The 25,853-nt window shown below is 64.9% G+C and carries 25 protein-coding genes; 22 read left to right on the top strand and 3 right to left on the bottom strand.

Features of this window, described 5'->3' with window-relative positions:
- The first annotated feature begins 64 nt into the window (after nt 1-64).
- Nucleotides 65-571: a hypothetical protein gene (locus VSR68_RS38180; RefSeq protein ID WP_342944698.1), complete on the top strand. Its 507-nt coding sequence runs from the start codon at nt 65-67 to the stop codon at nt 569-571.
- Nucleotides 572-599: 28 nt separating this feature from the next.
- Entirely contained in the window at nt 600-1,397 is a 798-nt protein-coding gene (locus VSR68_RS38175) for an endonuclease/exonuclease/phosphatase family protein (RefSeq protein WP_342944697.1), read from the top strand.
- Between the two features lie 41 nt (nt 1,398-1,438).
- Here the strand turns inward: VSR68_RS38175 and VSR68_RS38170 are convergent, their stop codons facing one another.
- Nucleotides 1,439-2,425 carry an aldose 1-epimerase gene (locus tag VSR68_RS38170; RefSeq protein ID WP_342944696.1) on the bottom strand — a complete coding sequence of 329 codons (987 nt, stop codon included), beginning with the start codon at nt 2,423-2,425 and terminating at the stop codon, nt 1,439-1,441.
- Nucleotides 2,426-2,724: 299 nt separating this feature from the next.
- On the opposite strand from VSR68_RS38170, the gene VSR68_RS38165 reads away from it, so the two are divergent.
- The 19 genes from VSR68_RS38165 to VSR68_RS38075 all read left to right on the top strand — a co-directional run bounded on the left by VSR68_RS38165 (nt 2,725) and on the right by VSR68_RS38075 (nt 23,742).
- Complete coding sequence (locus VSR68_RS38165; protein ID WP_342944722.1) at nt 2,725-3,777, top strand: LacI family DNA-binding transcriptional regulator; 1,053 nt, start codon at nt 2,725-2,727, stop codon at nt 3,775-3,777.
- Between the two features lie 114 nt (nt 3,778-3,891).
- Nucleotides 3,892-4,896, top strand: a complete 1,005-nt coding sequence (locus VSR68_RS38160; protein ID WP_342944695.1) for an ABC transporter substrate-binding protein — start codon at nt 3,892-3,894, stop codon at nt 4,894-4,896.
- Between the two features lie 664 nt (nt 4,897-5,560).
- Nucleotides 5,561-7,126 (top strand): sugar ABC transporter ATP-binding protein, encoded by a 1,566-nt coding sequence (locus tag VSR68_RS38155; RefSeq protein ID WP_342944721.1) that lies wholly within the window; start codon nt 5,561-5,563, stop codon nt 7,124-7,126.
- The gene (locus VSR68_RS38150; protein ID WP_342944694.1) at nt 7,116-8,168 is read left to right on the top strand and encodes an ABC transporter permease; all 1,053 of its coding nucleotides are present in this window, start codon (nt 7,116-7,118) and stop codon (nt 8,166-8,168) included. The genes VSR68_RS38155 and VSR68_RS38150 overlap by 11 nt, the downstream gene beginning before the upstream one ends.
- A 32-nt stretch (nt 8,169-8,200) precedes the next feature.
- A complete protein-coding gene (locus tag VSR68_RS38145) occupies nt 8,201-9,193 on the top strand; it encodes an ABC transporter permease (RefSeq protein WP_342944693.1) in 993 nt (330 codons plus the stop codon).
- A 133-nt stretch (nt 9,194-9,326) separates the two neighbouring features.
- Nucleotides 9,327-9,968 (top strand): LysE family translocator, encoded by a 642-nt coding sequence (locus VSR68_RS38140; protein WP_342944692.1) that lies wholly within the window; start codon nt 9,327-9,329, stop codon nt 9,966-9,968.
- Between the two features lie 494 nt (nt 9,969-10,462).
- Nucleotides 10,463-11,233 carry a ferredoxin--NADP reductase gene (locus VSR68_RS38135; RefSeq protein ID WP_342944691.1) on the top strand — a complete coding sequence of 257 codons (771 nt, stop codon included), beginning with the start codon at nt 10,463-10,465 and terminating at the stop codon, nt 11,231-11,233.
- Nucleotides 11,234-11,758: 525 nt separating this feature from the next.
- On the top strand, nt 11,759-12,652 hold the full coding sequence (locus VSR68_RS38130) for a sensor histidine kinase (RefSeq protein WP_342944690.1): 894 nt from the start codon (nt 11,759-11,761) through the stop codon (nt 12,650-12,652).
- Nucleotides 12,653-12,668: 16 nt separating this feature from the next.
- Nucleotides 12,669-13,325 (top strand): response regulator transcription factor RqpR, encoded by a 657-nt coding sequence (gene rqpR, locus VSR68_RS38125; protein ID WP_342944689.1) that lies wholly within the window; start codon nt 12,669-12,671, stop codon nt 13,323-13,325.
- 174 nt (nt 13,326-13,499) lie between these two features.
- Nucleotides 13,500-14,897: an amino acid permease gene (locus VSR68_RS38120; RefSeq protein WP_342944688.1), complete on the top strand. Its 1,398-nt coding sequence runs from the start codon at nt 13,500-13,502 to the stop codon at nt 14,895-14,897.
- Nucleotides 14,898-15,291: 394 nt separating this feature from the next.
- Nucleotides 15,292-15,774, top strand: a complete 483-nt coding sequence (locus VSR68_RS38115) for a (2Fe-2S)-binding protein (protein WP_342944687.1) — start codon at nt 15,292-15,294, stop codon at nt 15,772-15,774.
- A 10-nt stretch (nt 15,775-15,784) separates the two neighbouring features.
- On the top strand, nt 15,785-18,178 hold the full coding sequence (locus VSR68_RS38110; RefSeq protein WP_342944686.1) for a xanthine dehydrogenase family protein molybdopterin-binding subunit: 2,394 nt from the start codon (nt 15,785-15,787) through the stop codon (nt 18,176-18,178).
- 21 nt (nt 18,179-18,199) lie between these two features.
- A complete protein-coding gene (locus VSR68_RS38105) occupies nt 18,200-19,003 on the top strand; it encodes a xanthine dehydrogenase family protein subunit M (RefSeq protein WP_342944685.1) in 804 nt (267 codons plus the stop codon).
- 114 nt (nt 19,004-19,117) lie between these two features.
- Nucleotides 19,118-20,005: a MoxR family ATPase gene (locus VSR68_RS38100; RefSeq protein WP_342944684.1), complete on the top strand. Its 888-nt coding sequence runs from the start codon at nt 19,118-19,120 to the stop codon at nt 20,003-20,005.
- A 5-nt stretch (nt 20,006-20,010) separates the two neighbouring features.
- Nucleotides 20,011-21,252 carry a VWA domain-containing protein gene (locus tag VSR68_RS38095; RefSeq protein ID WP_342944683.1) on the top strand — a complete coding sequence of 414 codons (1,242 nt, stop codon included), beginning with the start codon at nt 20,011-20,013 and terminating at the stop codon, nt 21,250-21,252.
- Nucleotides 21,243-21,830, top strand: a complete 588-nt coding sequence (locus VSR68_RS38090) for a carbon monoxide dehydrogenase subunit G (protein WP_342944682.1) — start codon at nt 21,243-21,245, stop codon at nt 21,828-21,830. The genes VSR68_RS38095 and VSR68_RS38090 overlap by 10 nt, the downstream gene beginning before the upstream one ends.
- A complete protein-coding gene (locus tag VSR68_RS38085) occupies nt 21,803-22,831 on the top strand; it encodes an XdhC family protein (protein ID WP_342944681.1) in 1,029 nt (342 codons plus the stop codon). Before VSR68_RS38090 ends, VSR68_RS38085 begins: the two co-directional genes overlap by 28 nt.
- A 211-nt stretch (nt 22,832-23,042) precedes the next feature.
- Complete coding sequence (locus VSR68_RS38080; RefSeq protein ID WP_342944720.1) at nt 23,043-23,417, top strand: type II toxin-antitoxin system RelE/ParE family toxin; 375 nt, start codon at nt 23,043-23,045, stop codon at nt 23,415-23,417.
- A complete protein-coding gene (locus VSR68_RS38075; RefSeq protein ID WP_342944680.1) occupies nt 23,401-23,742 on the top strand; it encodes an XRE family transcriptional regulator in 342 nt (113 codons plus the stop codon). The genes VSR68_RS38080 and VSR68_RS38075 overlap by 17 nt, the downstream gene beginning before the upstream one ends.
- Nucleotides 23,743-23,770: 28 nt before the next feature.
- Here VSR68_RS38075 and VSR68_RS38070 read toward each other — a convergent pair whose 3' ends face one another.
- A complete protein-coding gene (locus VSR68_RS38070; protein WP_342944679.1) occupies nt 23,771-24,493 on the bottom strand; it encodes a PepSY-associated TM helix domain-containing protein in 723 nt (240 codons plus the stop codon).
- Between the two features lie 92 nt (nt 24,494-24,585).
- Between VSR68_RS38070 and VSR68_RS38065 the strand changes: the two genes are divergently transcribed.
- A complete protein-coding gene (locus VSR68_RS38065; RefSeq protein WP_342944678.1) occupies nt 24,586-24,723 on the top strand; it encodes a hypothetical protein in 138 nt (45 codons plus the stop codon).
- 59 nt (nt 24,724-24,782) lie between these two features.
- Here VSR68_RS38065 and VSR68_RS38060 read toward each other — a convergent pair whose 3' ends face one another.
- Complete coding sequence (locus VSR68_RS38060; protein WP_342944719.1) at nt 24,783-25,805, bottom strand: serine/threonine protein kinase; 1,023 nt, start codon at nt 25,803-25,805, stop codon at nt 24,783-24,785.
- Nucleotides 25,806-25,853 lie beyond the last annotated feature (48 nt).

Raw genomic sequence — 25,853 nt, 5'->3', positions numbered from 1 at the left:
AAGAAAGAACGCGCGGACACCGCACGCTTTGGCGAAACGCAGCGATTCCGGAGACTCTCTTTTCATGTTGAAAACCAGCTTCGCCGCCCTTCTGCTCGGCACCTCGCTGATCGCACAGGCCCCGATGGCTCACGCGCAACAGCGCCCCGCGGCGGCCGTCGTCAAATGGGAATTGCAGGTGATGCGCGACGGCCAGCAGATCGATACGTTCGACGGCACGACGACCGTCGGCCAGGCGCGCACCGACACGCATCATCACGTGGTGCAGAACAACGTCGGCTGCAAGAACGTGCCGGCGGGCAGCATCGATCTCGCGCGCACGCTGACCGTCTCGCCGACACAGGTGGACACGACTGGCGTCACGTTCGCGATCGACGCGCAGGAAACGCTCGAAGAACCGGGCACGCGCACCACCGACGCCGGCTGCAAACTGCCGCCGCAGCCGCGCCAGGTGAGCGCGAATCATCCCGCGCTGAAGGTGCCGCCGGGCGACTGGACCACATGGACGATCGTCGACAAGGACCCGAATCTCGTCTACCGGTTGCGTGCAAGCGTCGCAAACAATCCGTGAACTCAACGAACGACGTGGATAACGCGGCATGCGAAACCCCGAAGAACTGATACGCGAAAACATCGACCGGAAAGACTTCATCGCCGTGAGCTGGAACCTGCACAAGGGCCGCTCGCCGCTCGGTTTCCAGGCGTGGGAGGCGATGCAGCGCTGGGTGCAGTCCGTTCATGCCGATGCGTATTTCCTGCAGGAAGCGATGGCTCGCCGGATGCCCGCGCCCGTGCTGGCCAGTTCGTTCGGCGCGCGCATGGGCGATTTCGACAGCGACGTATGGCATTGCCAGGCAACCGAAATCGCCGAGTCGCTGGATTTGCAGATCGCGCTCGGGCCGAACGTGTTCAAGCCGTCGTGGCGGCATGGCAATGCGATCCTGTCGCCGCATCCGCTCGATCTCGGCGGACGCTGGGACATTTCCGCGCACCGTTTCGAGCGGCGCGGGCTGCTGGTCGCGCGCGCGGCGTTCGGCGGCCATGCGGTGACGCTGCTGTGTGCGCACCTCGCGCTCACGCGCCAGGCCAGGCTGCGTCAGATGCACTGGATCGCGCACTGGATCTCGAAGGAAGCGCCGGACGGCCCGCTCGTGCTCGCAGGCGACTTCAACGACTGGCGCAACGATTCGGTGCCGCTCTTCCGCGAACACGGCCTCGTGGAAGTGGCGACGCTGCTCGGCGAGCCGGGCCGAACGTTCCCCGCGTTCTCGCCTGCACTCGCGCTCGACAAGATGTTCGTCCGCGGAATGAAGCCCATCGAGTGGATCCAGCCGGCGCAGGAAACCGCGTGGCTGTCGGATCACCTGCCGTATATGGCGCGACTGCGCGTCGAATAGACGCGGACTCGTGAAGCGGACTTGCGAAGCGGACTTCGCTGTCAGTCGCGCCGCGGCGTCCAGACGAGTTGCGCACTGATCGTTTCACCGGGCTTTAGCAGCCGGTAGCCAGCGCGCTCGCGCATCTGCCTGTCTTTCGCGTTGAAGCAGTCGGTCGTGTTCGTGACGGGCTCGACGCACAACTCTGCCTCGTTCGCAGGCGCAAACACCACGAGATGATCGAACGGCGCTTCCGCCGTCAACGTCAACCGGCGACGCTCGTCCCGCCACGCAACCGTCGCTTCGCGCGACCAGCCGCTGAAGTTGTTGTCGAGGTCGAACGCATCGGCGCTCATGCCGTGCTTCAGCGCGTCGACGGCGGGATGCGGCCCGAGGTGAGTCGGCAGCACGTCGTCGTCGGTGTGCCACATCTGCTCGACGTGCGCGGTGATCGTCGTATTCGCGGTGCGCGGGTAATACGGATGATGACCCATGCCGAACGGCATCGGGCCGCCCGACAGATTCTGCGCAGTCAGCGCGATGCGCAGCACGTCGCCCAGCAACTCGATGCGCTGGCTCGCGCGATAACGAAACGGCCAGTCGCCGCGCACAGCCGGATCGGGCGCATGCTCGAAATGCAGTTCGACGGATGCGCCCGTGCGCGCGCCGACACGCCACGGCCTCTTCCACGCATGACCATGCAGCGCGTGCGCGAATGCGTCGTCGTGCGAGGCCAGATCGATCGTGCGGCCGTCGAACTCGAAGCGCGCGTCGCGAATGCGGTTGCAGTACGGAAAGAGCGGGAAGCTCGCCATCCGCAGCGGATCGCGTCTGGCGATTGCGTCACGCGTCGCGGGGCGCAGCCAGTGCAGCACGCGTTGCGACGTCCGTTCACGCACCGTTGCGTAGTACGCGGCGATCGATCCGCCGACGTGCGGCGCAATCACGAGCGTCGTATCGCCGCTCGTCAGCACGACGAGCGAAGGATCGTCGATGCGCAGATCGGTGGCCGCGTCGGCCGCAGACGATTTGAAGAAGGCTTCGCGCATGATCGTTTGTGTTGGCGTGGACGATTGCGGCGCAAGGCGGCGTCCCAACATGCCGAAGCGGCTCGCGCGACCGAGAATCGCATGCCAAAGCCTTTCGGTCAATATTATTAGTAATAGTTTCACCTGAAAAACGGCTGTTCATGCCATGGGCCGACTCCACGGAAAGCGGGGTTTGCGCGTGTTGTCCCGTGCATATTATTAGTGTTACCGTCAGCACGACGATGCCTGCGGCATCCCCCGTCTACAAGCCGCGTTGCGCGGCCAGATCAATGAAAAAATCGACCCAGCGCCGCCCGACGATGACCGATATCGCCAAGCTCACCGGCGTATCGCAATCGACAGTTTCTCTCGTCCTCAACAACGCGACCAGCGCGAAGTTTTCCGAAGCGACGCGCAACAAGGTGCTGAAGACGGCGCACGAACTCGGCTATCGGCTCGCCCCGCGCGAACCGCTGCCGAGGTCTTCCGACGAACGCAACCTGATCATCTATCTCGCCGACGAAATCTCGACGAGTCCGCACCCCGTCGTGAACATCGACGGCGCGCGCGATGCCGCCTACGCGAGCGGCAAGCTGCTCGCTGTCTACTCGACGCACGGCAACGCGGACATCGAGCAACAGGTGCTCGACGCCGTGCTCGCGAGCCCGACCGTGTTCGGCGTGGTCTACGCCACCGTCTACACGCGCAAGGTGACGCTCCCCGCTGCGCTGTCGCGCGTGCCGACCGTGCTGCTGAACTGCTACACGAGCGAGGGCGGCCAGTCGTCGATCGTGCCCGCCGAAGTCGCGGGCGGCCACGTCGCGACGGAATACCTGCTGCGCGCGGGGCACAGGCGAATCGGCTATATCAACGGCGAGCACTGGCAGGACGCCGCGAAAGACCGCCTGAAGGGCTATCGCACCGCGCTCGCCACCGCCGATCTGCCGTTCGCGCCGGAGATGGTGCGCGACGGCGACTGGAGCTCGGGCACGGGCTTCGAGCACACGCTTTCGCTGATGCGCGAGCCGCATCCGCCCACCGCGATCTTCTGCGCGAACGACCTGATGGCGCTCGGCGCGATCGAGGCGCTGAAGCAACTCGGCTACCGCGTTCCCGACGACGTCTCCGTGCTCGGCTACGACGATCAGGAGATCGCGCGCCACACGCATCCCCCGCTTTCGACCGTCGTGCTGCCGAACTACGAGCTGGGCCGCTGGGCCGTGGAAACGCTGCTTCAGGAAGTGCAGAACCAGGCGGCGGGCGCGCCCGTGCGTCACCGGATGGTGAAGCTCGACGGCCCGTTGATCGAGCGCGGTTCGGTCAGGGTAATTACCGAGGTAAAAGCGCCAGCAAGTAATATTATTAGTGATTGACCAATAATAATTTGCGATGAAATAATCGGCGCGACCGGTCACGTCATCACCGGAGTGCCGGCGGCAGTTGAAGCACAAAAGCACAACACATCCAACTGGTACCTGGAGGAAGACATGGCGTCGCACAATCGGGATTCGCGCCGGCAACGGCTTCAGCCGCTCGCCGCATCGCTGTTGGTAGTCGCGCTGGGTTTCGGCGTCGCGTCGGCACGGGCCGACGATCTGCCGAAGCTCGTCACCAAAACGCCGCTGAAAGTCGGCTTCGCGCAGACGGAGAGCAACAATCCGTGGCGTCTCGCGGAAACGAAGAGCTTCAAGGACATCGCCGCGAAGTGCGGCTGGCAGCTCGTGATGACCGATGCGAACGGGTCGAACTCGAAGCAGGTCTCCGACATTCAGAGCATGATCGCGCAGCACGTCGATCTGCTCGTGTTCCCGCCGCGCGAAGAGAAGCCGCTCGCACCCGTCGTGCTGCAGGCCAAGAAGGCGGGCATTCCCGTGATTCTCGTCGACCGCAACGTCGATCAGTCGGTCGCGAAGGCGGGCCGCGACTACATCACGTTCATCGGCTCCGACTTCATCGACCAGGGCCACCGCGCCGCCGACTGGCTCATCAAGGCGACGGGCGGCAAGGCGAAGATAATCGAGCTCGAAGGCACGACGGGCGCTTCCGCCGCGAATGACCGCAAGAAGGGCTTCGACGAAGTGATCGCGAAGCATTCGGGCATGTCGATCATCGCGTCGCAAAGCGGCGACTTCGCGCGCGACAAAGGGCGTCAGGTGATGGAAACGCTGTTGCAGGCGCATCCGGACGTAACGGCTGTCTACGCGCACAACGACGAAATGGCGCTCGGCGCGATCGCCGCGATCAAGGCGGCAGGCAAGCAGCCTGGCAAGGACATCCAGATCGTGACCATCGACGGCACGAAGGGCGGCCTCGACGCGATCGCTGCCGGCGAACTCGGCGCGAGCGTGCAGTCGAGTCCATTCTTCGGCCCGCTCGCGTGCGATGTCGCGCAGCGCTTTGCGAAGGGCGAAAAGATTCCGACGTGGGTCAAGGTGTCGGACCGCTTCTACGACAAGGGCAACGTTCAGGAAAGCATGCAGTACGGTTACTGAGCGGGTTTAATGAGTGGGTTTGAGCGGGTTTGACGAGCGGCTGGCGCTTGTTGAGCAGTGACCCGGCCGCGCGCCCCGATCCGTGCAGCGAGGCGCGCAGCGAGCCGGACAGGCAGGGCCTCATCGAGGCGCACGCGCGCCCCGCTGACGGGAAGGGTTCGAAGCGACGTGTCCGTTGCGCGCGTTTTCGCGGTCGACGGGCCGTCGCTTCGCTTTGTCGGGCGTACCATTGGACGTCGCGGCCGACGGGCCGCCGTTCATCGTCGCGCGGCACTGTCCGTCGACACTTCGTTGAGGCTCATGCAGCGTAGGTATCGGTTGAGACGCTTACTCCCGTCTACCGCTTGAACATGGAAAGGGAGCAAGCGCTAAAGCGCCAGTTCCCGTCGACCGCTTCTGCAAGGGACGGGAGCAAAGCGCTAAAGCGCTAACTCTGTTCACCGCTCGGCATGGGACCGCAGGCAGCGCTAAAGCGCCAACTCCCATCGACCGCTCTGCATGGGACCGGAGCAAGCGCTAAAGCGCTAACTCCGGTCGACCGCTCTGCATGGGACCGGAGTAAGCGCTAAAGCGCTAACTCCGGTCGACACAGGAGACACACGTGACGCAAGCCGACGCGCATTCCAACGCTCCGCAGTCTTCCGCCCGCGCGCCCCTGCTCGACATGCAGGGCATCGACATTTCGTTCGGCGGCGTGCCCGCGTTGCGCGGCGCGAATCTCACCGTCGCGGCGGGCGAAGTGCACGCGCTGATCGGCCAGAACGGCGCGGGCAAATCGACGATGATCAAGATCCTCACGGGCGCCTACCGTCGCTCGGGCGGCAGCGTGCGCTTCGAAGGAAGCGAGATCGACTTCCGCACGCCGAAGGAAGCGCGCGAAGCGGGCATCAGCACGATCTATCAGGAGATCAACCTGGTGCCGTTCCGCTCGGTCGCCGAAAACATCTTTCTCGGACGCGAGCCGCGCCGCTTCGGTCTGATCGACTGGCGCGAAGTGCAGCGGCGCGCCTCCGCGCTGCTCGAATCGTTCGGCTTGCAGATCGACGTGAGAAGGCCCGCGGGCAGCTATTCGACGGCGATTCAGCAGATGGTTGCACTCGCGCGCGCGGTGTCGTCGGACGCGAAGATGGTCATCATGGATGAATCGACTTCGTCGCTCGACGAGCGCGAAGTCGAGCTGCTGTTCAGCGTCGTGCGCAAGCTGCGCGACGACGGACGCGCGGTGATCTTCGTGTCGCATCGTCTCGACGAACTGTATGCGCTGTGCGACCGCGTAACGGTGATGCGGGACGGGCAAACCGTCGCGCAAAGCGCGATGAAGGACATCGACAAGCGCCAGCTCGTCACGACGATGCTCGGCCGCACACTCGCCGCCGTCGTGCAGGACGACAGCGCGACGCGCGAAGCGAATCTCGCGCGACGCGGCGACAAGGCGATTTCCGCGCACCATCTCGCTGCGCATCCGAAAGTGAGCGACGTGTCGCTCGACGTCCACGCGGGCGAGGCCGTCGGCCTCGCCGGCCTGCTCGGCTCGGGCCGCACGGAAACGATGCGCCTGCTGTTCGGCGCGGACCCGGCGGAGCGCGGCGCATTGTCGATCGACGGCGAGACTGTCGCGCTGAAGTCGCCGCAGGATGCGATCGCGCGCGGTCTCGCGTATCTCACGGAGGACCGCAAGGCGGAAGGCATCGTGCCGGACCTGTCGGTGCGCGACAACCTCACGCTCGTCTGTCTGCGCACGCTGTCGAAGCACGGCGTCGTCGACGTGAAGAAGCAGCAGGCGATCGTCGAGCGCTTCATCGCGTCGCTCGGGATCAAGCTGCGCTCGCCCGATCAGCCGATACGCGAGCTGTCGGGCGGCAATCAGCAGAAAGTGCTGCTCGCGCGCTGGCTCGCCGCGCAGCCGTCGTTGCTGCTGCTCGACGAACCGACGCGCGGCATCGACGTCGGCGCGAAGGCCGATGTCGCGAAGATCGTGCGCGAGCTGCGCGACGAAGGCATGGCGGTGTTGCTGTCCGCGTCCGAACTCGAAGAGCTGACGGCCGTCGCCGATCGCGCCGTCGTGATCCGCGACGGACGCACGGTCGCCGAACTCGACGGCGCACACATGAGCGAATCCGCGATCATGGATGCAATTGCGTGGGGCAGCGCGGGCACATCGCAACTGGTGGAAGCGGCGCAGTCCGCGCATATCGGCGATGCACTGGAGGGCGATCGTCATGGCTCATGAGTCGCTGCGCAACGACGCCGCGCCGCTCGCTTCGAACGCATCGGCGCCCGGCGCAACGGCATCCAGCGCAACGGCCCCCGGCGCCTCGCAACCGGGTGCGTCGACGGTAAAGAAGAAACGGCGTCTCGCGATTCAGCGTGAAATCGTCGTGCTGCTCGCGATGCTCGTCTTCAATCTGCTGTTCACGCAGCACTTCTGGTCGCTGCAAACCTTCAACGTCAACCTGACGCAGGTCGTGACGATCGTGATCGTCGGCATCGGCATGACGCTGGTTGTGGCGACGGGCGGCATCGACCTGTCAGTGGGCGCATCGATGGCGATTGCGGGCGCGCTCGCGCCGATGCTCTTCATGCACATGGCCGGGCCATCCGGCATCGCGCTCGCGTTCGTGCTGCCCGTTCTGGCCGCCGCGCTTTGCGGCGTGTTCAACGGCTTTCTGGTGACAAGGCTCGCCGTTCAACCGATCGTCGCGACGCTCGTGCTGTTCATCGCCGGACGCGGCATCGCGCAGGTCGTCACCGACGGCAGCCTTCAGGCGTTCAACAATCCCGCGTTCCAGTGGATCGCGCTCGGCAAGGTGGCGGGCATTCCGTTCCAGGTGCTGCTGATGTTCGCGCTCGTCGCGTTCTTCGCGTGGGTCGTGCGCAAGACGCTCTTCGGACAATATCTGCTCGTGACGGGCGGCAACGAAAAGTCGGCGTACCTGAGCGGCGTGCCGACCGCGCGCGTGAAGATGATCGCGTACACGCTGTGCGCGGCGCTGTCGGGGCTCGCGGGGCTGATTTCGATTTCGGTGAATTCGTCGTCGGATGCGAACGTCGTCGGGCTCGGCATCGAACTCGACGCGATTGCCGCCGTCGCGGTCGGCGGAACGGCGCTGACGGGCGGCAAGGCGTATATCGGCGGCACGCTGATCGGCGCGCTGATCATCCAGCTGCTGCGCTACACACTGCTCGCGCATGGCATCCCCGATGCGGCCGCGCTCGTCGTCAAGGCCGCCATCATCATTGCGGCGGTGTACGTGCAGCGGCGCTCGCGCTGAAGCACTCGAACGATCTTGCGAGACACGATCCGATGAAAAAGAACCTGCCCATCCTGATCGCGCTCGGCGCGCTGATCGTGCTCGGCCTCGTGCGCTACGAGCACTTTGCGTCCGAGTACAACATCATGTCTTTCTGGCGCTACAACTCGATGTTCGCGCTGATCTCCGTCGGCATGGCCTTCGTGATCATCACGGGCGGCATCGATCTGTCCGTCGGCACGGTCGCGGCGCTGGCAAGCGTCGTGTCGGCGCTGGCGAGTCCATACGGCGGCTGGATCGCGGTGATCGCGGGTGCGGGCGCGGGCCTGCTGGTCGGCGTGATCAACGGCGTCATCATCACGCGGATGAAGATCCTGCCGTTCATCACGACGCTCGCGACGAGCCTCGGCGCGCATGGTCTCGCGCTGCTGCTCGGCAAGAACGACGCGGTGTCGATTTCGTCCGATACGAACTTCGCCAACTTCGGCCAGGGCGATCTGTTCGGCCTGCCGATTCCCGGCCTCATCGCACTCGTCGCCGCCGTCGCGGGCTGGCTCGCGCTGCGCAGCACGCGCTTTGGCCGGCATTCGCTGGCGATCGGCGGCAGCGAGGAAGCGGCGCGGCTGATGGGCCTGAACGTCAACCGCACGCTGATCGCCGTGTACGCGGTCAGCGGCTTGCTGGCGGGGCTGGCGGGCGTGATCCTCGCTGCGCAGTTCGGCGCGGGGCAGCCGAACGAAGGCGTCGGCTGGGAGCTGTTCGCGATCTCGGCCGTCGTGCTGGGCGGCACGCTGCTGACGGGCGGCGAAGGCTCGATCGCGATGACGATCGCGGGCGTGTTGCTGCTCGGCCTCGTGTTCAACCTGCTGAACTTCGAGAACGGGCTCGGCTATATCAGTCTGTCGGCGTACTGGCAGTCGGTGATTCGCGGCGTGTTCCTGCTGGTCGTGATCGTGCTGCAAGCGCGCGTGCTCAAGCAGCGCGCGCACAAGCGCCCGCTCGTGGAAACCGGCGCGAACGCGGGCGCGGGACCGGCTGCGGGTTGAAGTCCGGGTTTAAGTCCGGGCTGAATTCCGTGCGTCGCCGGCATTCAAACGGGCGTTGGCCAGAGTAAGATCGCGGTTCCCGTCGTTCCCTTTCAGCCCAACGCGCCGCCATCCGGTGCGGCATATCGTCGCCATGCATCACTACCTGCCGATCCTGCTGCAAATCGCCATCGTCTATCTGATCGCGCTCGTGAGTCCCGGTCCCAACTTCTTCATGATCACGCAGCTGTCGCTGGCGGGACGGCGCGGACTCGGCGCGGCGTCGGCGCTGGGCGTCGGCACGGCATCGACGATCTGGGCCTCGCTCGCGATGCTCGGCTTCGCGACCGTGCTGCAGCGGATCGACTGGCTGTACAACGGCATCCGTATCGCGGGAGCGGTCTATCTCGTGTGGTTCGGCTTCAAGCTGCTGCGTTCGAGCGCGAAGCGCGGCGACGCCGCCGCTGCAGCTGTCGAGACGCCGCCCGCAAGCGACCGTGGCGCCTATTTCCGCGCGTGGCGCTCGGGCCTGCTCACGTGCCTGACAAATCCGAAGTCGTGCGCATTCTGGACCAGCGTGTTCGCGACGATGTTTCCCGCGCATCCGCCGATGTGGTTCTACGGCGTCGCGCTCGCGATGATCGCGACGATGTCGGCGAGCTGGTACAGCAGCGTCGCGCTGATGTTCGCGACGGAGCGCACGCAGCGCGGCTATCGACGCCTGCGCCGGCCGATCGACGGCCTGTGCGGCGCGGTGCTCGTCGGGCTCGGCGCGAAGCTCGCGGCGGAAAGCTGACGGCACGCGCGGCGCCCCGGTTCCAGCTTCATCAGAAGGGTCAATGCTGCGGTGCGTGATCCGTTTCCGGTATTATCGCGAAATAGCGCTTACCCGCGCCCTGTAAAGCGGCTGCCGTCATCCGACGACCGCAGGCAAGCGCCCGTCACGCGGGCGTCGTTCGGTGCCCGCTGCGATGGGCGAGACCCGAAGGGCAACACCCGCGACGGTCGGCAGCCGGGGCACAGGACCCGTTCCGTACCATCCCAGCAGTGCGCTCTAGCCGCGCCGCAGTCGTCCGTTCCGGCAAAATTGAACGACAGCCGCGCCGGCGCTGGACAGATCCCCGGTTCACCGCCCAACCGGCCGCGGCAATGCCCGGTGTGCTGACGCGGTAAAATATCGGATTGCGCGTCATGCCCATGTCGCTGCCGACACGGGACGATGCATTGCCTTTGCCGTGCCGGCCTCGCTGTTTGTGTGGCCGACCTTGTTTTCGCACCATCGAAGAAGCCATGAGCAACCTGAATCCACAAACCGTCCTGAGCGTCCATCACTGGACCGATACGCTTTTCAGCTTCACCTGCACGCGCGATGCGTCGTTCCGCTTCGAGAATGGCCAGTTCACGATGGTCGGCCTCGAAGTCGACGGCAAGCCGCTGATCCGCGCCTACAGCATGGCGAGCGCGAACTACGAAGAGAACCTCGAATTCCTGAGCATCAAGGTGCAGGACGGTCCGCTGACGTCGCGTCTGCAGCACCTTAAGGTGGGTGACCAGGTGCTGATCGGCAAGAAGCCGACGGGCACGCTGATGGCCGACAACCTGCTGCCCGGCAAGACGCTGTGGCTGCTCTCGACGGGCACGGGCCTCGCGCCGTTCATGTCGATCATCAAGGACCCGGACGTCTACGACCGCTACGAAAAGGTCGTGCTGACGCACACCTGCCGTTTCGTCGACGAACTGGCGTACAAGGAATACATCACGAATCACCTGCCGGCGCACGAGCACATCGGCGAACTGATCCGCGACAAGCTGGTGTACTACCCGACCGTCACGCGCGAGGCGTTTGCGAACCGCGGCCGCATCACGGACCTGATCGAAACGAAGAAGCTGTTCGAAGACCTCGACCTGCCGCACTTCTCGCTGGAAAACGATCGCGTGATGCTCTGCGGCAGCCCGCACATGCTGCGCGACACACGTGAACTGCTCGACAGCATGGGCTTCCAGGAAGGCAGCAACAACAATCCTGGCCATTACGTCGTCGAAAAGGCGTTCGTCGGTTAAGCATTTAGCCGAACGAGCCGCGGCGCGACCCTTCGTCGCGGCCGCATGAGCCGCATCACCCGAAACCGGAGCCTTCGCGCTCCGGTTTTTCTTTTGGCGCGCCGCTTTCCTCTCGCGGAACGGCTCGCGAATCGTGCGTCACGCACGGCAACCGGGTCGGCTATGCGGATGCAGTTACAAATTTCATGGCGATCGTTCCATTTTCCTTGTAGGTATTTGTCTGACACAAATGCTCGCCGACATAATCCACTGCGTGAAAAATACGCGGCAAAACCCTACAGGCGGCCATTTTTTCTTTTTTTTGAGATATGATCGCAACGCAGCACCATTTGACAGACTATTAACAAAACTGTCGTCTTTTTGTTACAGAATGTAAATTTCGTTACGTCAAAGCGTAGCGTTTTTCCGTCGCGGATCGTGACGCGGCGGACATATCTGGGGGATCAAGGTTCGCATGCGTTCTTTCGTCTACGTGCTGTCGGTATCGGGCTGGCGCTTCGGCGCATCCGTTTCGTGAGCGGGATCATGGATACGTCGACCGTCGTCCCGATGCATGCGCACAGCGCGGCCGCGCTCGCGGGCGACGCGCAGCAGCCGGAACAGCGTGCGTCCGAGCGTCTCGCGAGCCGTTCCCGCGCCGCCCGCAAGCCGATTGCTCCCGTTACGCCGGCGGCATCGCGCGATGAAGTCGCGCGTCTGCAGGCGCGCGTGCGAGAACTGGCCGCCGAACTGACGCGCACGCAGGAAGCCACGCGCCGCCAGGTCGCGCACGAACTGCACGACAGCGTCGGCGCGGAGCTGACGGCCGCGCGCTTCGCGCTGGCCGGCGTCGAAACGTGGCTGCCCGCCGATGCGCCGGCGCAATGCACGGCCGCGCTCGCAACGGCGCAGCGCTCGCTCGACGCCGTGACGGAAGCCGCCCAGCACGCCGTCGCCGACCTGAACGCGCCGACACTCGACAAAGGCATCGTGAACGCGCTGTCGCACTGGACCCACAGCTTCGCCGCGCGCACCGGCCTGCGCATGAGCTTCGTGTGCGCCGCCGATGCGCGTCTCACGCGCCTTTGCGCCGACGCGTCGCTGGCCGTGTTCCGCGTCGCGCAGGAAGCGCTCAACAACGTCGCGAAGCACGCGCGCGCGGCGGGCGCCGACATGCGCATCGAATCCACTCCCACCCATCTGAGCATCGTCGTGATCGACGACGGCGTCGGCATTCCGCCGCACGCTGGCCTGGACGAGCGCCAGTTCGGCCTCGCGGGCATGCGCGCGCGCTGCAATGCGTTCGACGGCGAGTTGCGCGTTGCGGCCGCTCCCGTCGGTCAGCCGCGCGGCACCACCGTGCAGGCCCGTTTCGCGTGGAAAGCGCTGCTCGGCAACGCATCGCGCCCGCGCGCGCGGCGCACTGCAATCCGTCTGTGAATACCGATATTTCCTCATGAGCTTGCGCATTCTGATTGCCGAAGATCACGCCGTCGTTCGCGAGGGCGTGCGGCAGCTGCTGATCGACCGGGGTGTCGCCGACGAAGTCGACGAGGCGCAGACGGGCGCCGAAGCGCTCGCGCAGGCCTCAAAGCACGTGTACGACGTGATCCTGCTCGACATCTCGCTGCCGGACATCAATGGCGTCGAGGTGTTGAAGCGCCTGAAGCGCAAGGTGCCGCGCATCCCCGTGCTGATGTTCTCGATGTATCGCGAGGACCAGTACGCGGTGCGCGCGCTGAAGGCGGGCGCGGCCGGCTATCTGTCGAAGACGGTCGACACCGTGCAGATGATCGCCGCGATCCAGCAGGTCGCGGCAGGGCGCAAGTACGTGAGCCCCGCGATGGCCGAAGCGCTCGCCGATTATGTTTCGTATGACGGCGAGCAGATGCCGCACGAAAAGCTCTCGGACCGCGAATACCAGACGCTGTGCATGCTCGCGTCGGGCAAGCGGCTGACGGACATTGCGGTTGCGCTGTCGCTGTCGGTGAAAACGGTGAGCGTGTACCGCACGCGGCTGCTCGAAAAGATGAAGCTGCGCAACAACGCCGAACTCACCTTCTATGTGATGAGCAACCGCCTCGTCGACTTGAATCCGGCGATGACCGCCTGATCGATCGCACGCCGGCGCAGCACAACGCAACGCAGCGCGACGCCATGCCGCGACCGCACGTCGCGCGCGTCCGTTGCACGGCAGAAAGGGTTAGCTAGTCCACTTCCGCTAAAATTGCGGGTTTTCCCGACATTGGCCGCGCCCACACGCGTGCTTCACAGGAGACCCCGCCAGATGTCCCTTTTTCGTAAGAAGAACGTCGAGCACATGATCGCCGGCGCGCAGGCCGCCGGCCTGAAGAAAGCGCTCGGCGCGCTCGACCTCACCTTTCTCGGTGTCGGCGCCATTATCGGCACCGGCATCTTCGTGCTCACGGGCACGGGCGCCGTGCAGGCCGGCCCGGCGCTGATGCTGTCGTTCATCATCGCGGCCATCGCGTGCGGCTTCGCGGCGCTCGCCTACGCCGAATTCGCGTCAACGATTCCCGTCGCCGGCTCCATCTACACGTATTCATACGCGACGCTCGGCGAACTGGCCGCGTGGATCATCGGCTGGGATCTGATGCTCGAATACGGGCTCGCGACGTCGGCGGTGTCGGTCGGCTGGTCCGGCTATCTGCAATCGCTGCTGTCGGGCTTCGGCATTTCGCTGCCGGTCGCGCTGACGGCCGCGCCCGGCGCGCTGCCCGGCCACGAGACGCTCTTCAACCTGCCCGCCTTCCTCGTGATGATGGCGATCACCACGCTGCTGTCCGTCGGCGTGCGCGAATCGACACGCGTAAACAACCTGATGGTCGCGATCAAGGTAACGGTCGTGCTGCTGGTGATCGCCGTCGGCGCGTTCCATGTGACGCCCGCAAAATGGCATCCGTTCATGCCGAACGGCTGGAACGGCGTGTTCGGCGCGGCAGCCGTGATGTTCTTCGCGTTCATCGGCTTCGACTCGGTGTCGTCGGCGGCGGAAGAAGTGAAGAACCCGAAGCGCGATCTGCCCATCGGCATCATCGCGTCGCTCGGCGTGTGCGCGGTGCTGTATGTCGCCGTGGCCGCCGTCGTGACGGGCATCGTGCCGTCCGCGCAGTTCGCGAACGTCTCGCACCCGGTGTCGTACGCGTTGCAGGTCGCGGGACAGAACTGGGTCGCCGGCTTCATCGATCTCGGCGCCGTGCTCGGCATGCTGACCGTGATTCTCGTGATGGCATACGGCCAGACGCGCGTGATCTTCGCAATGTCGCGCGACGGCCTGTTGCCCGCTGGACTGTCGAAAGTCCATCCGCGCTTCGCCACGCCGTTCGCGACGACGTGGCTCGTCGGCATCGTCTTCGGTCTGATCGGCGCACTCGTGCCGCTCAACGTGCTGGCCGAGCTGATCAACATCGGCACGCTTGCGGCGTTCTCGATGGTGTCGATCGCCGTGCTCGTCCTGCGCCGCACGCACCCCGACCTGCCGCGCGCGTTCCGCTGCCCCGGTGTGCCTGTCTTGCCGGTGCTCGCCGTGGCGTCGTGCCTGTTCCTGATGATCAACCTGAGCGCCGTCACGTGGATCGCGTTCATGATCTGGCTCGTGATCGGCATGCTCGTGTACTTCGGCTACTCGCGCCGCCATTCGAAACTGGCGCACGGTCAGCATTGATTGCATACGCTCGCGCCGCCAGAGCAATAAAAAGGCAAAGGCGTATTGAACGAAACGGCACGCGCGGCGTGCCGTTTTGCATTTCAGGCGTCAACGCGTGCAGCCGTCAATCGGGGCGCGTGCCGCGCAAGCTCCACGCCCCAGGCGCAACGGCGCAAGCGCAATGGAAGCACGTGCACCGCAGCATCTTCTCAAACTCAACGATCTGTCATTCCCTGTGCGGCTCGCCCCATAGCCTGTTACCCTTTTTTGTGTTTTACTTTTTGGCACAAAGATAAAAGCACCAACCGAACCGGACCCTCACAGCAGGCAGGCGGTAGGTAGTGAACGCGGGCCCGAGCCGGTTTCGCCCCATCCGGGGCTCATTCCAAGGGCGTCCCCAAGGAGACAGTTCATGGCGATCAGCATCAGTCTGACGGTGAACGGTTCACCCGTCACCGCGAACGTCGAACCACACACCCTGCTTGTCCAGTTTCTACGCGAACAGTTGCGGTTGACGGGTACGCACGTCGGCTGCGACACAGCACAATGCGGCGCGTGCACGGTTCATCTGAACGGCCGCGCGATCAAGTCCTGCAACATGCTCGCCGTGCAGGCCGAAGGCCAGCAGGTCACGACGATCGAAGGACTGTCGAAGAACGGCGAGCTGCATCCGATGCAAGCGGCTTTCCGCGAATGCCACGGCCTGCAGTGCGGCTTCTGCACGCCGGGCATGGTGATGAGCGCGACCGCGCTCGCCGAAGCGAATCCGGATCTCACTGAAGACGACGTGCGTCGTCAGCTCGTCGGCAACCTGTGCCGCTGCACGGGCTATCACAACATCGTCAAGGCTGTCATTCAGGGCGCGGCCGGCATGAAAGCCGGCGCGACCGCCTGAGGAGCCCGCCATGAACGCACCCGATACGCAACGCATGGTGGGCATGCCCGTCAAGCGCAAGGAAGACTATCGCTTTCTGACGGGCAACGGCCAGTACACCGACGACATCGTTCTGCCCGGCCAGACCTACGCCGTGTTCCTGCGCTCGCCGCATGCGCACGCGCACATCAAAAGCATCGACACCGAAGCGGCCAGGCAGTCCCCCGGCGTGGTCGCGATCTTCACGGGCGCCGATCTCGCCGCTGAAAACGTCGGCGGCCTGCCGTGCGGCTGGCTGATACACAGCGTCGACGGCAAGCCGATGAACGAGCCGCCGCACCCGGTAATTGCGCATACGAAAGTGCGCCACGTCGGCGATCAGGTCGCGCTCGTCATTGCCGATTCGGTGAAAGCGGCGAAAGACGCCGCCGAGTTGATCGACGTGATCTACGACGAGCTGCCCGCCGTCGTCGACACCGCGCACGCCGCCGATTCCGGCCAGCCCGCCGTGCACGACGAAGTGCCCGACAACACCTGCTACACGTGGGGCCACGGTGACAAGGCGGCGACGGATGCCGCGTTCGCGAACGCCCATCATGTGACGACGCTCGACATCGTCAACAACCGCCTCGTGCCGAACGCAATCGAGCCGCGCGCGGTCAACGCCAGTTACTCGCAGCAGGACGACAGCTACACCGTCTATGTGGCGAATCAGAACCCGCACGTCGAACGGCTGTTGATGGCGGCGTTCGTGCTGTCGCTGCCGGAATCGAAAGTGCGCGTGGTCGCGCCGGATGTCGGCGGCGGCTTCGGCTCGAAGATTTTCCTCTACGCGGAAGACGTCGCGCTGACGTGGGCCTCGAAGAAAATCCGCCGTCCGGTGAAGTGGACTGCCGAGCGTTCCGAAGCGTTTCTGTCGGACGCGCACGGCCGCGATCACGTGACGAAAGCCGAACTCGCGATGGACGCCGACGGCAAGTTCCTCGCGATGCGCGTGCATACGATCGCGAACATGGGGGCGTATCTGTCGACGTTCGCCTCCAGCGTGCCGACCATCCTCTATGCGACGCTGCTCGCGGGCCAGTACGCGACGCCCGCGATCTACGCCGAAGTGAAAGCGGTGTTCACGAACACGGTGCCCGTCGATGCGTATCGCGGCGCGGGCCGCCCCGAAGCGACGTATGTCGTCGAGCGGCTCGTCGAAACGGCCGCGCGCGAAATGAACATCGAGCCCGCCGAAATCCGCCGGCGCAATTTCATCCGCTCGTTCCCGTATGCGACGCCGGTCGGCCTCACCTACGACACGGGCGATTACGAAGCGTGCCTGAGCCGCGCGCTGGAACTCGCGGACGTGAAAGGCTTCGACGCGCGCCGGCAGGCATCGGAAAAGAACGGCAAGCGCCGCGGTCTCGGCTACTCGTGCTACATCGAAGCATGCGGCCTCGCGCCGTCGAACATCGCGGGCGCGCTCGGCGCGCGTGCGGGCCTGTTCGAAGCAGGCGAAGTACGCGTGCACCCCACAGGCTCCGTCACCGTCTTCACCGGCTCGCACAGTCACGGCCAGGGCCACGAGACGACCTTCGCGCAAGTCGTGGCCGACCGCCTCGGCGTGCCGCTCGACAACATCGAGATCGTGCACGGCGACACCGGGCGCATTCCGTTCGGCATGGGCACGTATGGCTCGCGTTCGATTGCCGTCGGCGGCTCGGCGATCATGAAGGCGCTCGACAAGATCGAATCGAAGGCGAAGAAGATCGCCGCGCACCTGCTCGAAGCATCGGCCGACGACATCGAGTTCAAGGACGGCACGTTCCGCGTCGCGGGCACGGACCGCACGAAGACATTCGCCGACGTCTCGCTCGCCGCTTATGTGCCGCACAACTATCCGCTCGACAAGCTCGAGCCGGGTCTTGACGAAAGCGCGTTCTACGATCCGTCGAACTTCACGTATCCGTCGGGCGCGTATATCTGCGAAGTCGAAGTGGACGTCGATACGGGCGAGACGCGCATCGAGCGCTTCACGGCCGTCGACGATTTCGGCAACGTGATCAATCCGATGATCGTCGAAGGCCAGGTGCATGGCGGTCTCGGCCAGGGCATCGGCCAGGCGATGCTGGAGCGCTGCGTGTACGACAACGAAACCGGCCAGCTGCTGTCCGGCTCGTACATGGACTACGCGATGCCGCACGCGTCCGATCTGCCGTCGTTCACCGTCGAGACCGCGAAAGGCACGCCATGCACGCACAATCCGCTCGGCGTGAAGGGCTGCGGCGAAGCGGGCGCGATCGGCTCGCCGCCAGCCGTGATCAACGCGATCATCGACGCGCTCGCGCCGCTCGGCGTCGAGGACCTGCAGATGCCCGCCACGCCGCATCGCGTGTGGTCCGCGATCCACGCTGCGCAAAACGCGCAGGCACGTCCATAAGCGCTCACAGCGGAGGCCAACATGTATTCGTATTCATTCGACTATCAACGTGCAGCCGATCCGAAGAGCGCCGTGTCCGCGCTGACCGCCGACAGCGAGGCGAAGTTTCTGGCGGGCGGACAAAGCCTGTTGCCGACGATGCGTCTGCGTCTTGCGCAGCCGTCGAAGCTGATCGACGTCACGCGCATTCCGCAACTGAAGGAGATTCGCGTCGAGCCCCAGAAGGTGACGATCGGCGCGGCTGTCTGTCATGCGGACGTGGCGAACAACGCGGACGTGCAGCGCGTGCTGCCCGCGCTCGCGCTGCTCGCCGGCGATATCGGCGACCAACAGGTGCGCGCGCTCGGCACGATCGGCGGATCGATCGCGAACAACGATCCGGCGGCGGACTATCCCGCCGCCGTGCTCGGGCTCGACGGAACCGTCGTGACGGACCGGCGCAGCATCCCCGCTGCCGACTTTTTCGTCGGCATGTACGAGACCGCGTTGCACGCCGATGAACTGATCGTCGCCGTCGAGTTTCCCGTGCCGGAAAAAGCGGCGTATGAGAAGTTCAAGAATCCCGCCTCGCACTTCGCGCTGACGGGCGTGTTCGTCGCGAAGACGGCGGGCGGCGTGCGCGTCGCGATCACGGGCGCGGGGCCATCGGTGTTCCGTGCGACTGAGTTGGAGAGTGCGCTGAGCGCAAACTTCGCCGAAGCGGCCGCGCGCGGCGTGACGATCGCACCCGACGACCTCAACACCGATCTGCATGCGAGCGCCGACTACCGCGCGCATCTGATACCGGTGCTGACGGCGCGTGCGGTGCGAACGGCGTTGGGCTAGCGGGCACGTGTCGCCGCAAAGCGTTTGAGCATGCAGAGGCCCGGCGCGTCCGGGCCATTTCGTTTATCGGCGTCGTTTGTTTGAGCCATGCGAGCCGACGCGCCCGGGAGAACCATGCAGCCAGCTTCGATCGACGAAACACTCGCGCTGCTCACGCGCCAGGGCTATTACGCGAGCCGCGACCTCGCGACCGCGCTCTATCTCGCGCTGCGCATGGAGCGGCCGCTTTTCGTCGAAGGCGAGCCGGGCGTCGGCAAGACGGAGCTGGCGAAGGCGGCAGCGGGCATGCTCGGCACGTCGATGCTGCGGCTGCAATGCTACGAAGGGCTCGATACGGCGAGTGCGTTGTACGAATGGGACTATCCGCGGCAGATCATGGCGTTGCGCCTCGCCGAAGCGGCCGGCGAAAAGCCCGACAACAGCACGCTGTATCGCGGCGAATTCTTGTTGAAGCGCCCTCTGCTGCAGGCGCTGTTGCCCGATGAAAACCATCCGGGCGCGCGGCGCGTGCTGCTGATCGACGAGATCGATCGCGCCGACGAGCCGTTCGAGGCGTTCCTGCTCGAACTGCTGTCGGACTTCCAGGTATCGATTCCCGAATACGGCACGGTGCGCGCCGAACATCCGCCTCTCGTCGTGATGACGTCGAACCGCACGCGCGAAGTACACGATGCGTTGAAGCGCCGCTGCCTGTATCAATGGATCGGTTATCCCGAGCGCGAACGCGAGCTGGCGATCGTCGCGGCGCGCGCGCCGGAGACGGGCGAAGCGCTGCAACGCCGTGCCGTCGATTTCGTGCATCGTCTGCGCGGGATGGATCTGTTCAAGGCGCCCGGCATCGCCGAAACGATCGACTGGTGCCGCGCGCTCGCGGCGCTCAGCGTGACGGAACTCGATCCGCAATCGGTGCAGAACACGCTGGGCGTGCTGCTCAAGTATCAGGACGATCTCGCGCGTTTCGACGCCGCGCAGATCCAGCAGTGTCTCGAGGCGACGGAGTAGCGCCGATGATGCCCGACTGCGATCCCGGCTCACCGACGCTCGCGCGCAACGTCGTGCACTTCGTGCGGCTGTTGCGCGGCGCGGGCCTGCCGATGTCGCCGGCGCAGGCCGTCGATGCGCTCGAAGCGCTGCACTTCATCGATCTCGATCGCCGCGACGACGTGCGCGCGGCGCTCGCTGCGCTGCTCGTGCGCGCGCCCGATGAGCGCGAGCTGTTCAATGCCGCGTTCGATCTCTTCTGGCGCGATCCCGATTGGGAAGGCAAGCTGCGCGCACTGCTGTTGCCCAAAGCGACGAGCGGCGTGCCGCCGCCGAAGCGCAACAACCGGCTCGCCGATGCGCTCGCCGTCCATCACGCCAACCAGCGCAAGCAGGCCGCGCAACCCGACGACAAGGACAAGCTCGAACTGCACGCGCACGTGACGTTCAGCGCCGAAGAGCGCTTGCGTCATCGCGATTTCGACACGCTCACAGCGGATGAATGGCGCACGCTGCGCCATCTGATTCGCGCGCAGCGTTTGCCGCTCGCGATGGAGCCGACTCGTCGATTGAAAGCGGCGTCGCACGGCACGCATGCCGATCTGCGCGCAAGCGCGCGGCATGCGGTGCGCGCGGGCGGCGACTGGACCGTGTGGAAGTATCGCGCCGTCGTCGCGCGCAAGCCGCCGCTCGTGCTGCTGCTCGACATTTCGGGCTCGATGAGCAGCTATTCGCGCGCCGTGCTTTACTTCTGTCATGCGCTGTTGCAATCGCGCGAACGCTTGCAGGTGTTTCTGTTCGGCACGCGTCTCACGAACGCGACGCGCGCGCTGAAGGAACGCGACCCCGATGTGGCGATTGCGGCGCTCGCGGATCAGGTCGTCGACTGGTCGGGCGGCACGCGGATCGGCGCGGCGCTCGCCGAATTCAACCGGCGCTGGGCACGCAGAGTGCTAACGGGCAGAGCGACCGTGCTGCTCGTCACCGATGGCCTCGATCACGAAGCGATCGACGTGCTGGAAGCAGAAATGGCCCGCTTGCGCCGCTTTGCGCATCGGATCGTGTGGCTCAATCCGCTGCTGCGGTACAGCGAGTTTGCGCCGAAAGCGCGCGGCGTCCAGGCGATGTTGCCGTTCGTCGATGCCCACAAGCCTGTTCACAATCTCGACAGCCTGGCTGCGTTCGGCCGCGATCTCGCGCAATTGACGCGCGCGCCTCGCGACGCCGCGCGCGCCGCCCTATCTGGAGGAGCAACGTCATGGAGCTGACCGAAACCTACACGCTGCCGGTGCCGCAGCAGCAGGCATGGGACGCGCTGAACGACACGGAGATCCTGCGTGCGTCGATTCCCGGCTGCGACAGCATCGAACCCGATGGCGTCAACGCGTACGCGGTCACGCTGAGCGCGGCCGTCGGTCCCGTGAAAGCGCGCTTCAAGGGCCGCATGGAACTCACCGATATCGACGCGCCTCACACCTATACGATCGTTTTCGAAGGCCAGGGCGGCGCGGCAGGCTTCGGCAAAGGACAGACGCACGTGACGCTCGAACCCGACGGCGACGACGCAACGAAGCTCACCTACACGGCCCACGCGCAGGTCGGCGGGAAGCTCGCGCAGATCGGCTCGCGGCTCGTCGACGGCGCGGCGCGCAAGCTCGCCGGCGAGTTCTTCAGACGCTTCGGCGAGCAGGTGACGGGCGGCGGTGGCGCGGCGCAAGCACAAACCGGCGACTCGGGCGACACTGTAAGTGAAGCCGCTGACGGCGAAGCCGCCGGTAGTGGCAGTGCCGAAGGCGAAGAACCGAAGAGGAAGAAATCATGGACAGCGTGGATCTCGAAGTCCTGAAGAGCAGCGCGCGCTGGCTCGATCAGGGACATCGCGCGCTTCTCGTGACGGTGGTGAAGACGTGGGGCTCATCGCCGCGTCCCGAGGGCGCGATGCTCGTGGTGCGCGACGATGGCGCGGTGGTTGGCTCGGTATCGGGCGGCTGTATCGAAGACGACCTGATCGATCGCGTGCGTCAGCGCGGCATCGAGCAGACGAAACCCGAAGCAATGAAGTACGGCATCACGGCGGAAGAGGCGCATCGTTTCGGCTTGCCGTGCGGCGGCACGATTCAGCTCGTGCTGGAGCCGTTGAAGAAAGCGAGCGGTATCGCCGAACTATGTGAAGCCGTCGAAGCCGGGCGTCTCGTTGCGCGCAGGCTCGATATGGAAACGGGCGTCGCGAGCCTGGGGCCCGCGCAGGCGACCGATGGCGTCGATTTCGACGACAAACGCCTGCTGACGATACACGGCCCGCGTTACCGGATGCTCGTGATCGGCGCGGGGCAACTGTCGCGTTATCTGTGCAATATCGCGGTGGGGCTGGACTATCAGGTGACGGTGTGCGATCCGCGCGAAGAGTACACGGATGAGTGGGACGTGCCGGGCACGAAAGTGGTCCGCACGATGCCTGACGATACCGTGCTCGACATGAAGCTCGACGAGCGCTGCGCAGTGATCGCGCTTACGCACGACCCGAAGCTCGACGATCTCGCCTTGATGGAGGCGTTGAAAACACCTGCGTTTTACGTAGGCGCGTTGGGCTCTCGGCGCAACAACGCGGCGCGGCGCGAACGGCTGAAAGAGTTCGATCTCACTGGAACGGAACTTGCGCGGCTGCATGGGCCGGTCGGGATTTATATCGGCAGCAGGACACCGCCTGAAATCGCCGTGTCGATTCTTGCCGAAGTGACGGCAGCGAAGAACGGCGTATCGCTGCCGACCTTGCTGCAAGTCGAAGGCGCCAAGGCCGCGCGTGAGATCGCGGCAAGCGGCGGAGCAGCCTGTAGCATTCCGGATTAGTTTTTTCTTTGTTCGGCCGCGAGAGAAGGTGTCGTTCGCGGTCGATGTCTCTTGCCCGGCATTGGCCATTCGGCTGAGTGTCGCCGGGCCGCCCTGATCCCTAGCATCGAATTTCTGCGGACCGCCGACGCGAGCTTCGTGCTCGCGTCGCAACAGGTCAGCAGCCGTCATTATTCCCTTGACGGAATATTCCTTGGGGGCTATATTTTCGATGCCATGGGACGTTGAGTACACCGATGCATTTCGAACCTGGTGGGAAGGGTTGCGAGAGGCAGAACAGGAGTCCGTCGACGCGACGGTCCGCTTGCTCGAAGAATGTGGTCCGGCTTTGTCCTTCCCGCATTCGAGCCGGATCGTTCGCTCGCAGTTCGGCAATCTGCGCGAGTTGAGAATTCAACATCGCGGCAGACCGTATCGCGTGCTGTACGCGTTCGACCCACGGCGCGTCGCCATCCTGCTCGCTGGCGGCGACAAGACAGGGCATGACCGTTGGTACGAACAGAACGTACCGCGAGCGGAAATTCTTTATCGGTTGCATCTCATGCAGCTAGCGCATGGAGAAACAAGAGATGGCGAGAAAATTTGAAGAACTGCGGGCAAGCATGTCGCCTGAATCGCGTGCTCGCGCAAAGGCGCTGGCGAACAAACTCCGCGCCGAAATGCCTCTGCACGAACTGCGTCACGCGCGCGGTCTGTCGCAGGATGCGCTCGCGAAGCGGCTCAACATCAAGCAACCGAGCATCGCGAAACTCGAACAGCGCACGGATATGTACATTTCGACGCTGCGCGATCATATTCACGCGCTCGGCGGCGAACTTGAAATCATCGCGCGCTTTCCCGAAGGCGAGGTGCGGATCACTAACTTCGCGCAACTCGACGAACCTGTGCGCGAGCCCGCTCAAGACGACTAAACGCGCGCGACAAACACGCGCCCACTCGTCACATCAACCCGCACACCGCAACCGCCACGATCGATCCAAGCACCAGCACAACGCCTACCGTCCGACGCCGGTTCAACTCCGTCCACAGCAGCACGCCCGTCAGCGACAGCAGGATGAGACTGCCCGCGATCGTATCGACGAGCAGCACCCAGCCGACGCTCATTCCCACGCCCTTGTGCAGGTTGTTCATCGTGCCCAGAAACGAGTTCTGCGTGCGCTTCACCGACACGAAGCCGTTGCCTACCCAGTACTCTGCCTGCACGTTCTGATGCGGCCCGGCAATGCCCACTTGCCAGAATTCCGGCTGCATCGCGCTATGGTCGCCCCAGGCGACAGGATGCGCCGGCTCACGGCGCGGCTTGCCCGGCTTGCCGTCGATATGCAGTTCGTCCTTCAGCCAGCGCGCCATATCGGCGGGCGACTTGAAGCTGCGCTGCGGCAGCGCGATCTGCAACTGCTCCACCTGCGGCTCACCCGACGACACTCTCAGCGGCCCGCCGCGATGATTCAGCAGAAACCCCGTCGTGCCGAACAGCAAGCCGAGCACGGCGCCCCATAGCCCGACCCAGCCGTGCACCTTGCGCAGCCACTTGATGAAGTTCGCGCGCCGCGAGCGCTGGCGCCGCGCGGCGAGTTCGTCGGCGTCCATCGGGTGCACGCTTTCAGGCATGACGCCGGCACGCGCGGCAGGCTTGAGTTCGATCGATTCGGGCGCGTTCAAGTCGGCTCCTGGCAAAACGGGTCGCACGTCGCCGGCGCGCGGCAACGCATTCAATTGCAAATGGGAAGTGTCGTTCCGGACGGGAAAGACGGATGCCCGGCGCGCATCCGCTCACCGTCCGTCAGACGGCGGCGGCCAATGCGCGGGACGAAGCAGGGCGATCATCGAAAGGCTGGCTGGCGATCACCGAGGAGAAAGATGACAAAAAGCTGGCGACGCCTTTCCGATGAGAATGACTATCATTACATAGAAAGGCGTTTTGCTCAATCGCGCGGATTGCGCACGCGAGTCACACGGGCCAGAGCGGCCCCTCCTGCATCGCGCCGATCTGCTCGCGCAATTCGAGAATGCGGTCTTCCCAATAGCGCTGCGTGTTGAACCATGGAAACGCGACGGGAAACGCCGGATCGTCCCAACGGCGCGCGAGCCACGCCGAGTAGTGAATCAGCCTCAACGTCCGCAACGCTTCGATCAAATGCAGTTCGCGCTGATCGAACTCGCAGAAGTCTTCATAGCCCGCGAGCAAATCGGTGAGCGCGCGCGACGCTTCTTTCCGCTCGCCCGGCAGCAGCAGCCAAAGATCCTGAATGGCGGGGCCCATCCGGCTATCGTCGAAATCGACGAAATGCGGGCCGGCGTCCGTCCACAGCACGTTGCTCGGATGACAGTCGCCGTGCATGCGGATGCGCCGCACGTCGCCCGCCGCTTCGAATGCGCGCTCGACGCCCTCCAGCGCGAGATTCACAGCCGCTTCCCACGCGGCGCGCACGTCGGCGGGCACGAAGTCTTGCGCGAGCAGATACTCGCGCGGCTCGTAACCAAAGCTGTGAATGTCGAGCACCGGACGCGCCGCATAGTCGACCGTCTGACCGACCGCGTGAATGCGCCCGATAAAGCGGCCCAGCCATTCGAGCGTGTCTTTGCGATCGAGCTCAGGCGCGCGGCCGCCGCGCCGTTCGAAGACGGAGAAGCGAAAACTGTCGAACGTGTGCAGCGTGCGGCCATCGAATGCACGCGCAGGCACGGCGGGAATTTCACGCGCGGCCAGTTCGGCGACGAACGCGTGTTCTTCGAGAATCGCCTGGTCTGTCCAGCGCTCGGGACGATAGAACTTCGCGACGACGGGCGGCCCATCCTCGACGCCCACCTGATAGACGCGATTCTCGTAGCTGTTGAGCGGCAGCATGCGCCCGTCGGTGCGCACGCCGATGGTATCGAGCACGCTGTCGAGCGCGTCGAGCACGACTTCCGGCGTGAGCCGGGCGAAGGGAACGGCGTGGCCGTCCTGCGGAAATGGAGTGTCTTCGATCATGCCCGCATTGTGCGCCGTGCCGCGCGCAAAGACGAGCGCCAGGAGAGG

The organism is Paraburkholderia phymatum (assembly GCF_038900715.1).
In the GTDB taxonomy this organism is placed as follows: domain Bacteria; phylum Pseudomonadota; class Gammaproteobacteria; order Burkholderiales; family Burkholderiaceae; genus Paraburkholderia; species Paraburkholderia phymatum_A.
Note: the sequence above shows the minus strand (reverse complement) of the source record. Positions and strands in the feature narration are given on the sequence as shown.

Excerpts from the sequence above, each read along its gene's own strand:
- VSR68_RS38180 (WP_342944698.1), top strand. The coding sequence starts at position 65 with ATGTTGAAAACCAGCTTCGCCGCCCTTCTGCTCGGCACCTCGCTGATC.
- VSR68_RS38175 (WP_342944697.1), top strand. The coding sequence starts at position 600 with ATGCGAAACCCCGAAGAACTGATACGCGAAAACATCGACCGGAAAGAC.
- VSR68_RS38170 (WP_342944696.1), bottom strand. The coding sequence starts at position 2,425 with ATGCGCGAAGCCTTCTTCAAATCGTCTGCGGCCGACGCGGCCACCGAT.
- VSR68_RS38165 (WP_342944722.1), top strand. The coding sequence starts at position 2,725 with ATGACCGATATCGCCAAGCTCACCGGCGTATCGCAATCGACAGTTTCT.
- VSR68_RS38160 (WP_342944695.1), top strand. The coding sequence starts at position 3,892 with ATGGCGTCGCACAATCGGGATTCGCGCCGGCAACGGCTTCAGCCGCTC.
- VSR68_RS38155 (WP_342944721.1), top strand. The coding sequence starts at position 5,561 with ATGCAGGGCATCGACATTTCGTTCGGCGGCGTGCCCGCGTTGCGCGGC.
- VSR68_RS38150 (WP_342944694.1), top strand. The coding sequence starts at position 7,116 with ATGGCTCATGAGTCGCTGCGCAACGACGCCGCGCCGCTCGCTTCGAAC.
- VSR68_RS38145 (WP_342944693.1), top strand. The coding sequence starts at position 8,201 with ATGAAAAAGAACCTGCCCATCCTGATCGCGCTCGGCGCGCTGATCGTG.
- VSR68_RS38140 (WP_342944692.1), top strand. The coding sequence starts at position 9,327 with ATGCATCACTACCTGCCGATCCTGCTGCAAATCGCCATCGTCTATCTG.
- VSR68_RS38135 (WP_342944691.1), top strand. The coding sequence starts at position 10,463 with ATGAGCAACCTGAATCCACAAACCGTCCTGAGCGTCCATCACTGGACC.
- VSR68_RS38130 (WP_342944690.1), top strand. The coding sequence starts at position 11,759 with ATGGATACGTCGACCGTCGTCCCGATGCATGCGCACAGCGCGGCCGCG.
- rqpR (WP_342944689.1), top strand. The coding sequence starts at position 12,669 with ATGAGCTTGCGCATTCTGATTGCCGAAGATCACGCCGTCGTTCGCGAG.
- VSR68_RS38120 (WP_342944688.1), top strand. The coding sequence starts at position 13,500 with ATGTCCCTTTTTCGTAAGAAGAACGTCGAGCACATGATCGCCGGCGCG.
- VSR68_RS38115 (WP_342944687.1), top strand. The coding sequence starts at position 15,292 with ATGGCGATCAGCATCAGTCTGACGGTGAACGGTTCACCCGTCACCGCG.
- VSR68_RS38110 (WP_342944686.1), top strand. The coding sequence starts at position 15,785 with ATGAACGCACCCGATACGCAACGCATGGTGGGCATGCCCGTCAAGCGC.
- VSR68_RS38105 (WP_342944685.1), top strand. The coding sequence starts at position 18,200 with ATGTATTCGTATTCATTCGACTATCAACGTGCAGCCGATCCGAAGAGC.
- VSR68_RS38100 (WP_342944684.1), top strand. The coding sequence starts at position 19,118 with ATGCAGCCAGCTTCGATCGACGAAACACTCGCGCTGCTCACGCGCCAG.
- VSR68_RS38095 (WP_342944683.1), top strand. The coding sequence starts at position 20,011 with ATGATGCCCGACTGCGATCCCGGCTCACCGACGCTCGCGCGCAACGTC.
- VSR68_RS38090 (WP_342944682.1), top strand. The coding sequence starts at position 21,243 with ATGGAGCTGACCGAAACCTACACGCTGCCGGTGCCGCAGCAGCAGGCA.
- VSR68_RS38085 (WP_342944681.1), top strand. The coding sequence starts at position 21,803 with ATGGACAGCGTGGATCTCGAAGTCCTGAAGAGCAGCGCGCGCTGGCTC.
- VSR68_RS38080 (WP_342944720.1), top strand. The coding sequence starts at position 23,043 with ATGCCATGGGACGTTGAGTACACCGATGCATTTCGAACCTGGTGGGAA.
- VSR68_RS38075 (WP_342944680.1), top strand. The coding sequence starts at position 23,401 with ATGGCGAGAAAATTTGAAGAACTGCGGGCAAGCATGTCGCCTGAATCG.
- VSR68_RS38065 (WP_342944678.1), top strand. The coding sequence starts at position 24,586 with ATGCCCGGCGCGCATCCGCTCACCGTCCGTCAGACGGCGGCGGCCAAT.
- VSR68_RS38060 (WP_342944719.1), bottom strand. The coding sequence starts at position 25,805 with ATGATCGAAGACACTCCATTTCCGCAGGACGGCCACGCCGTTCCCTTC.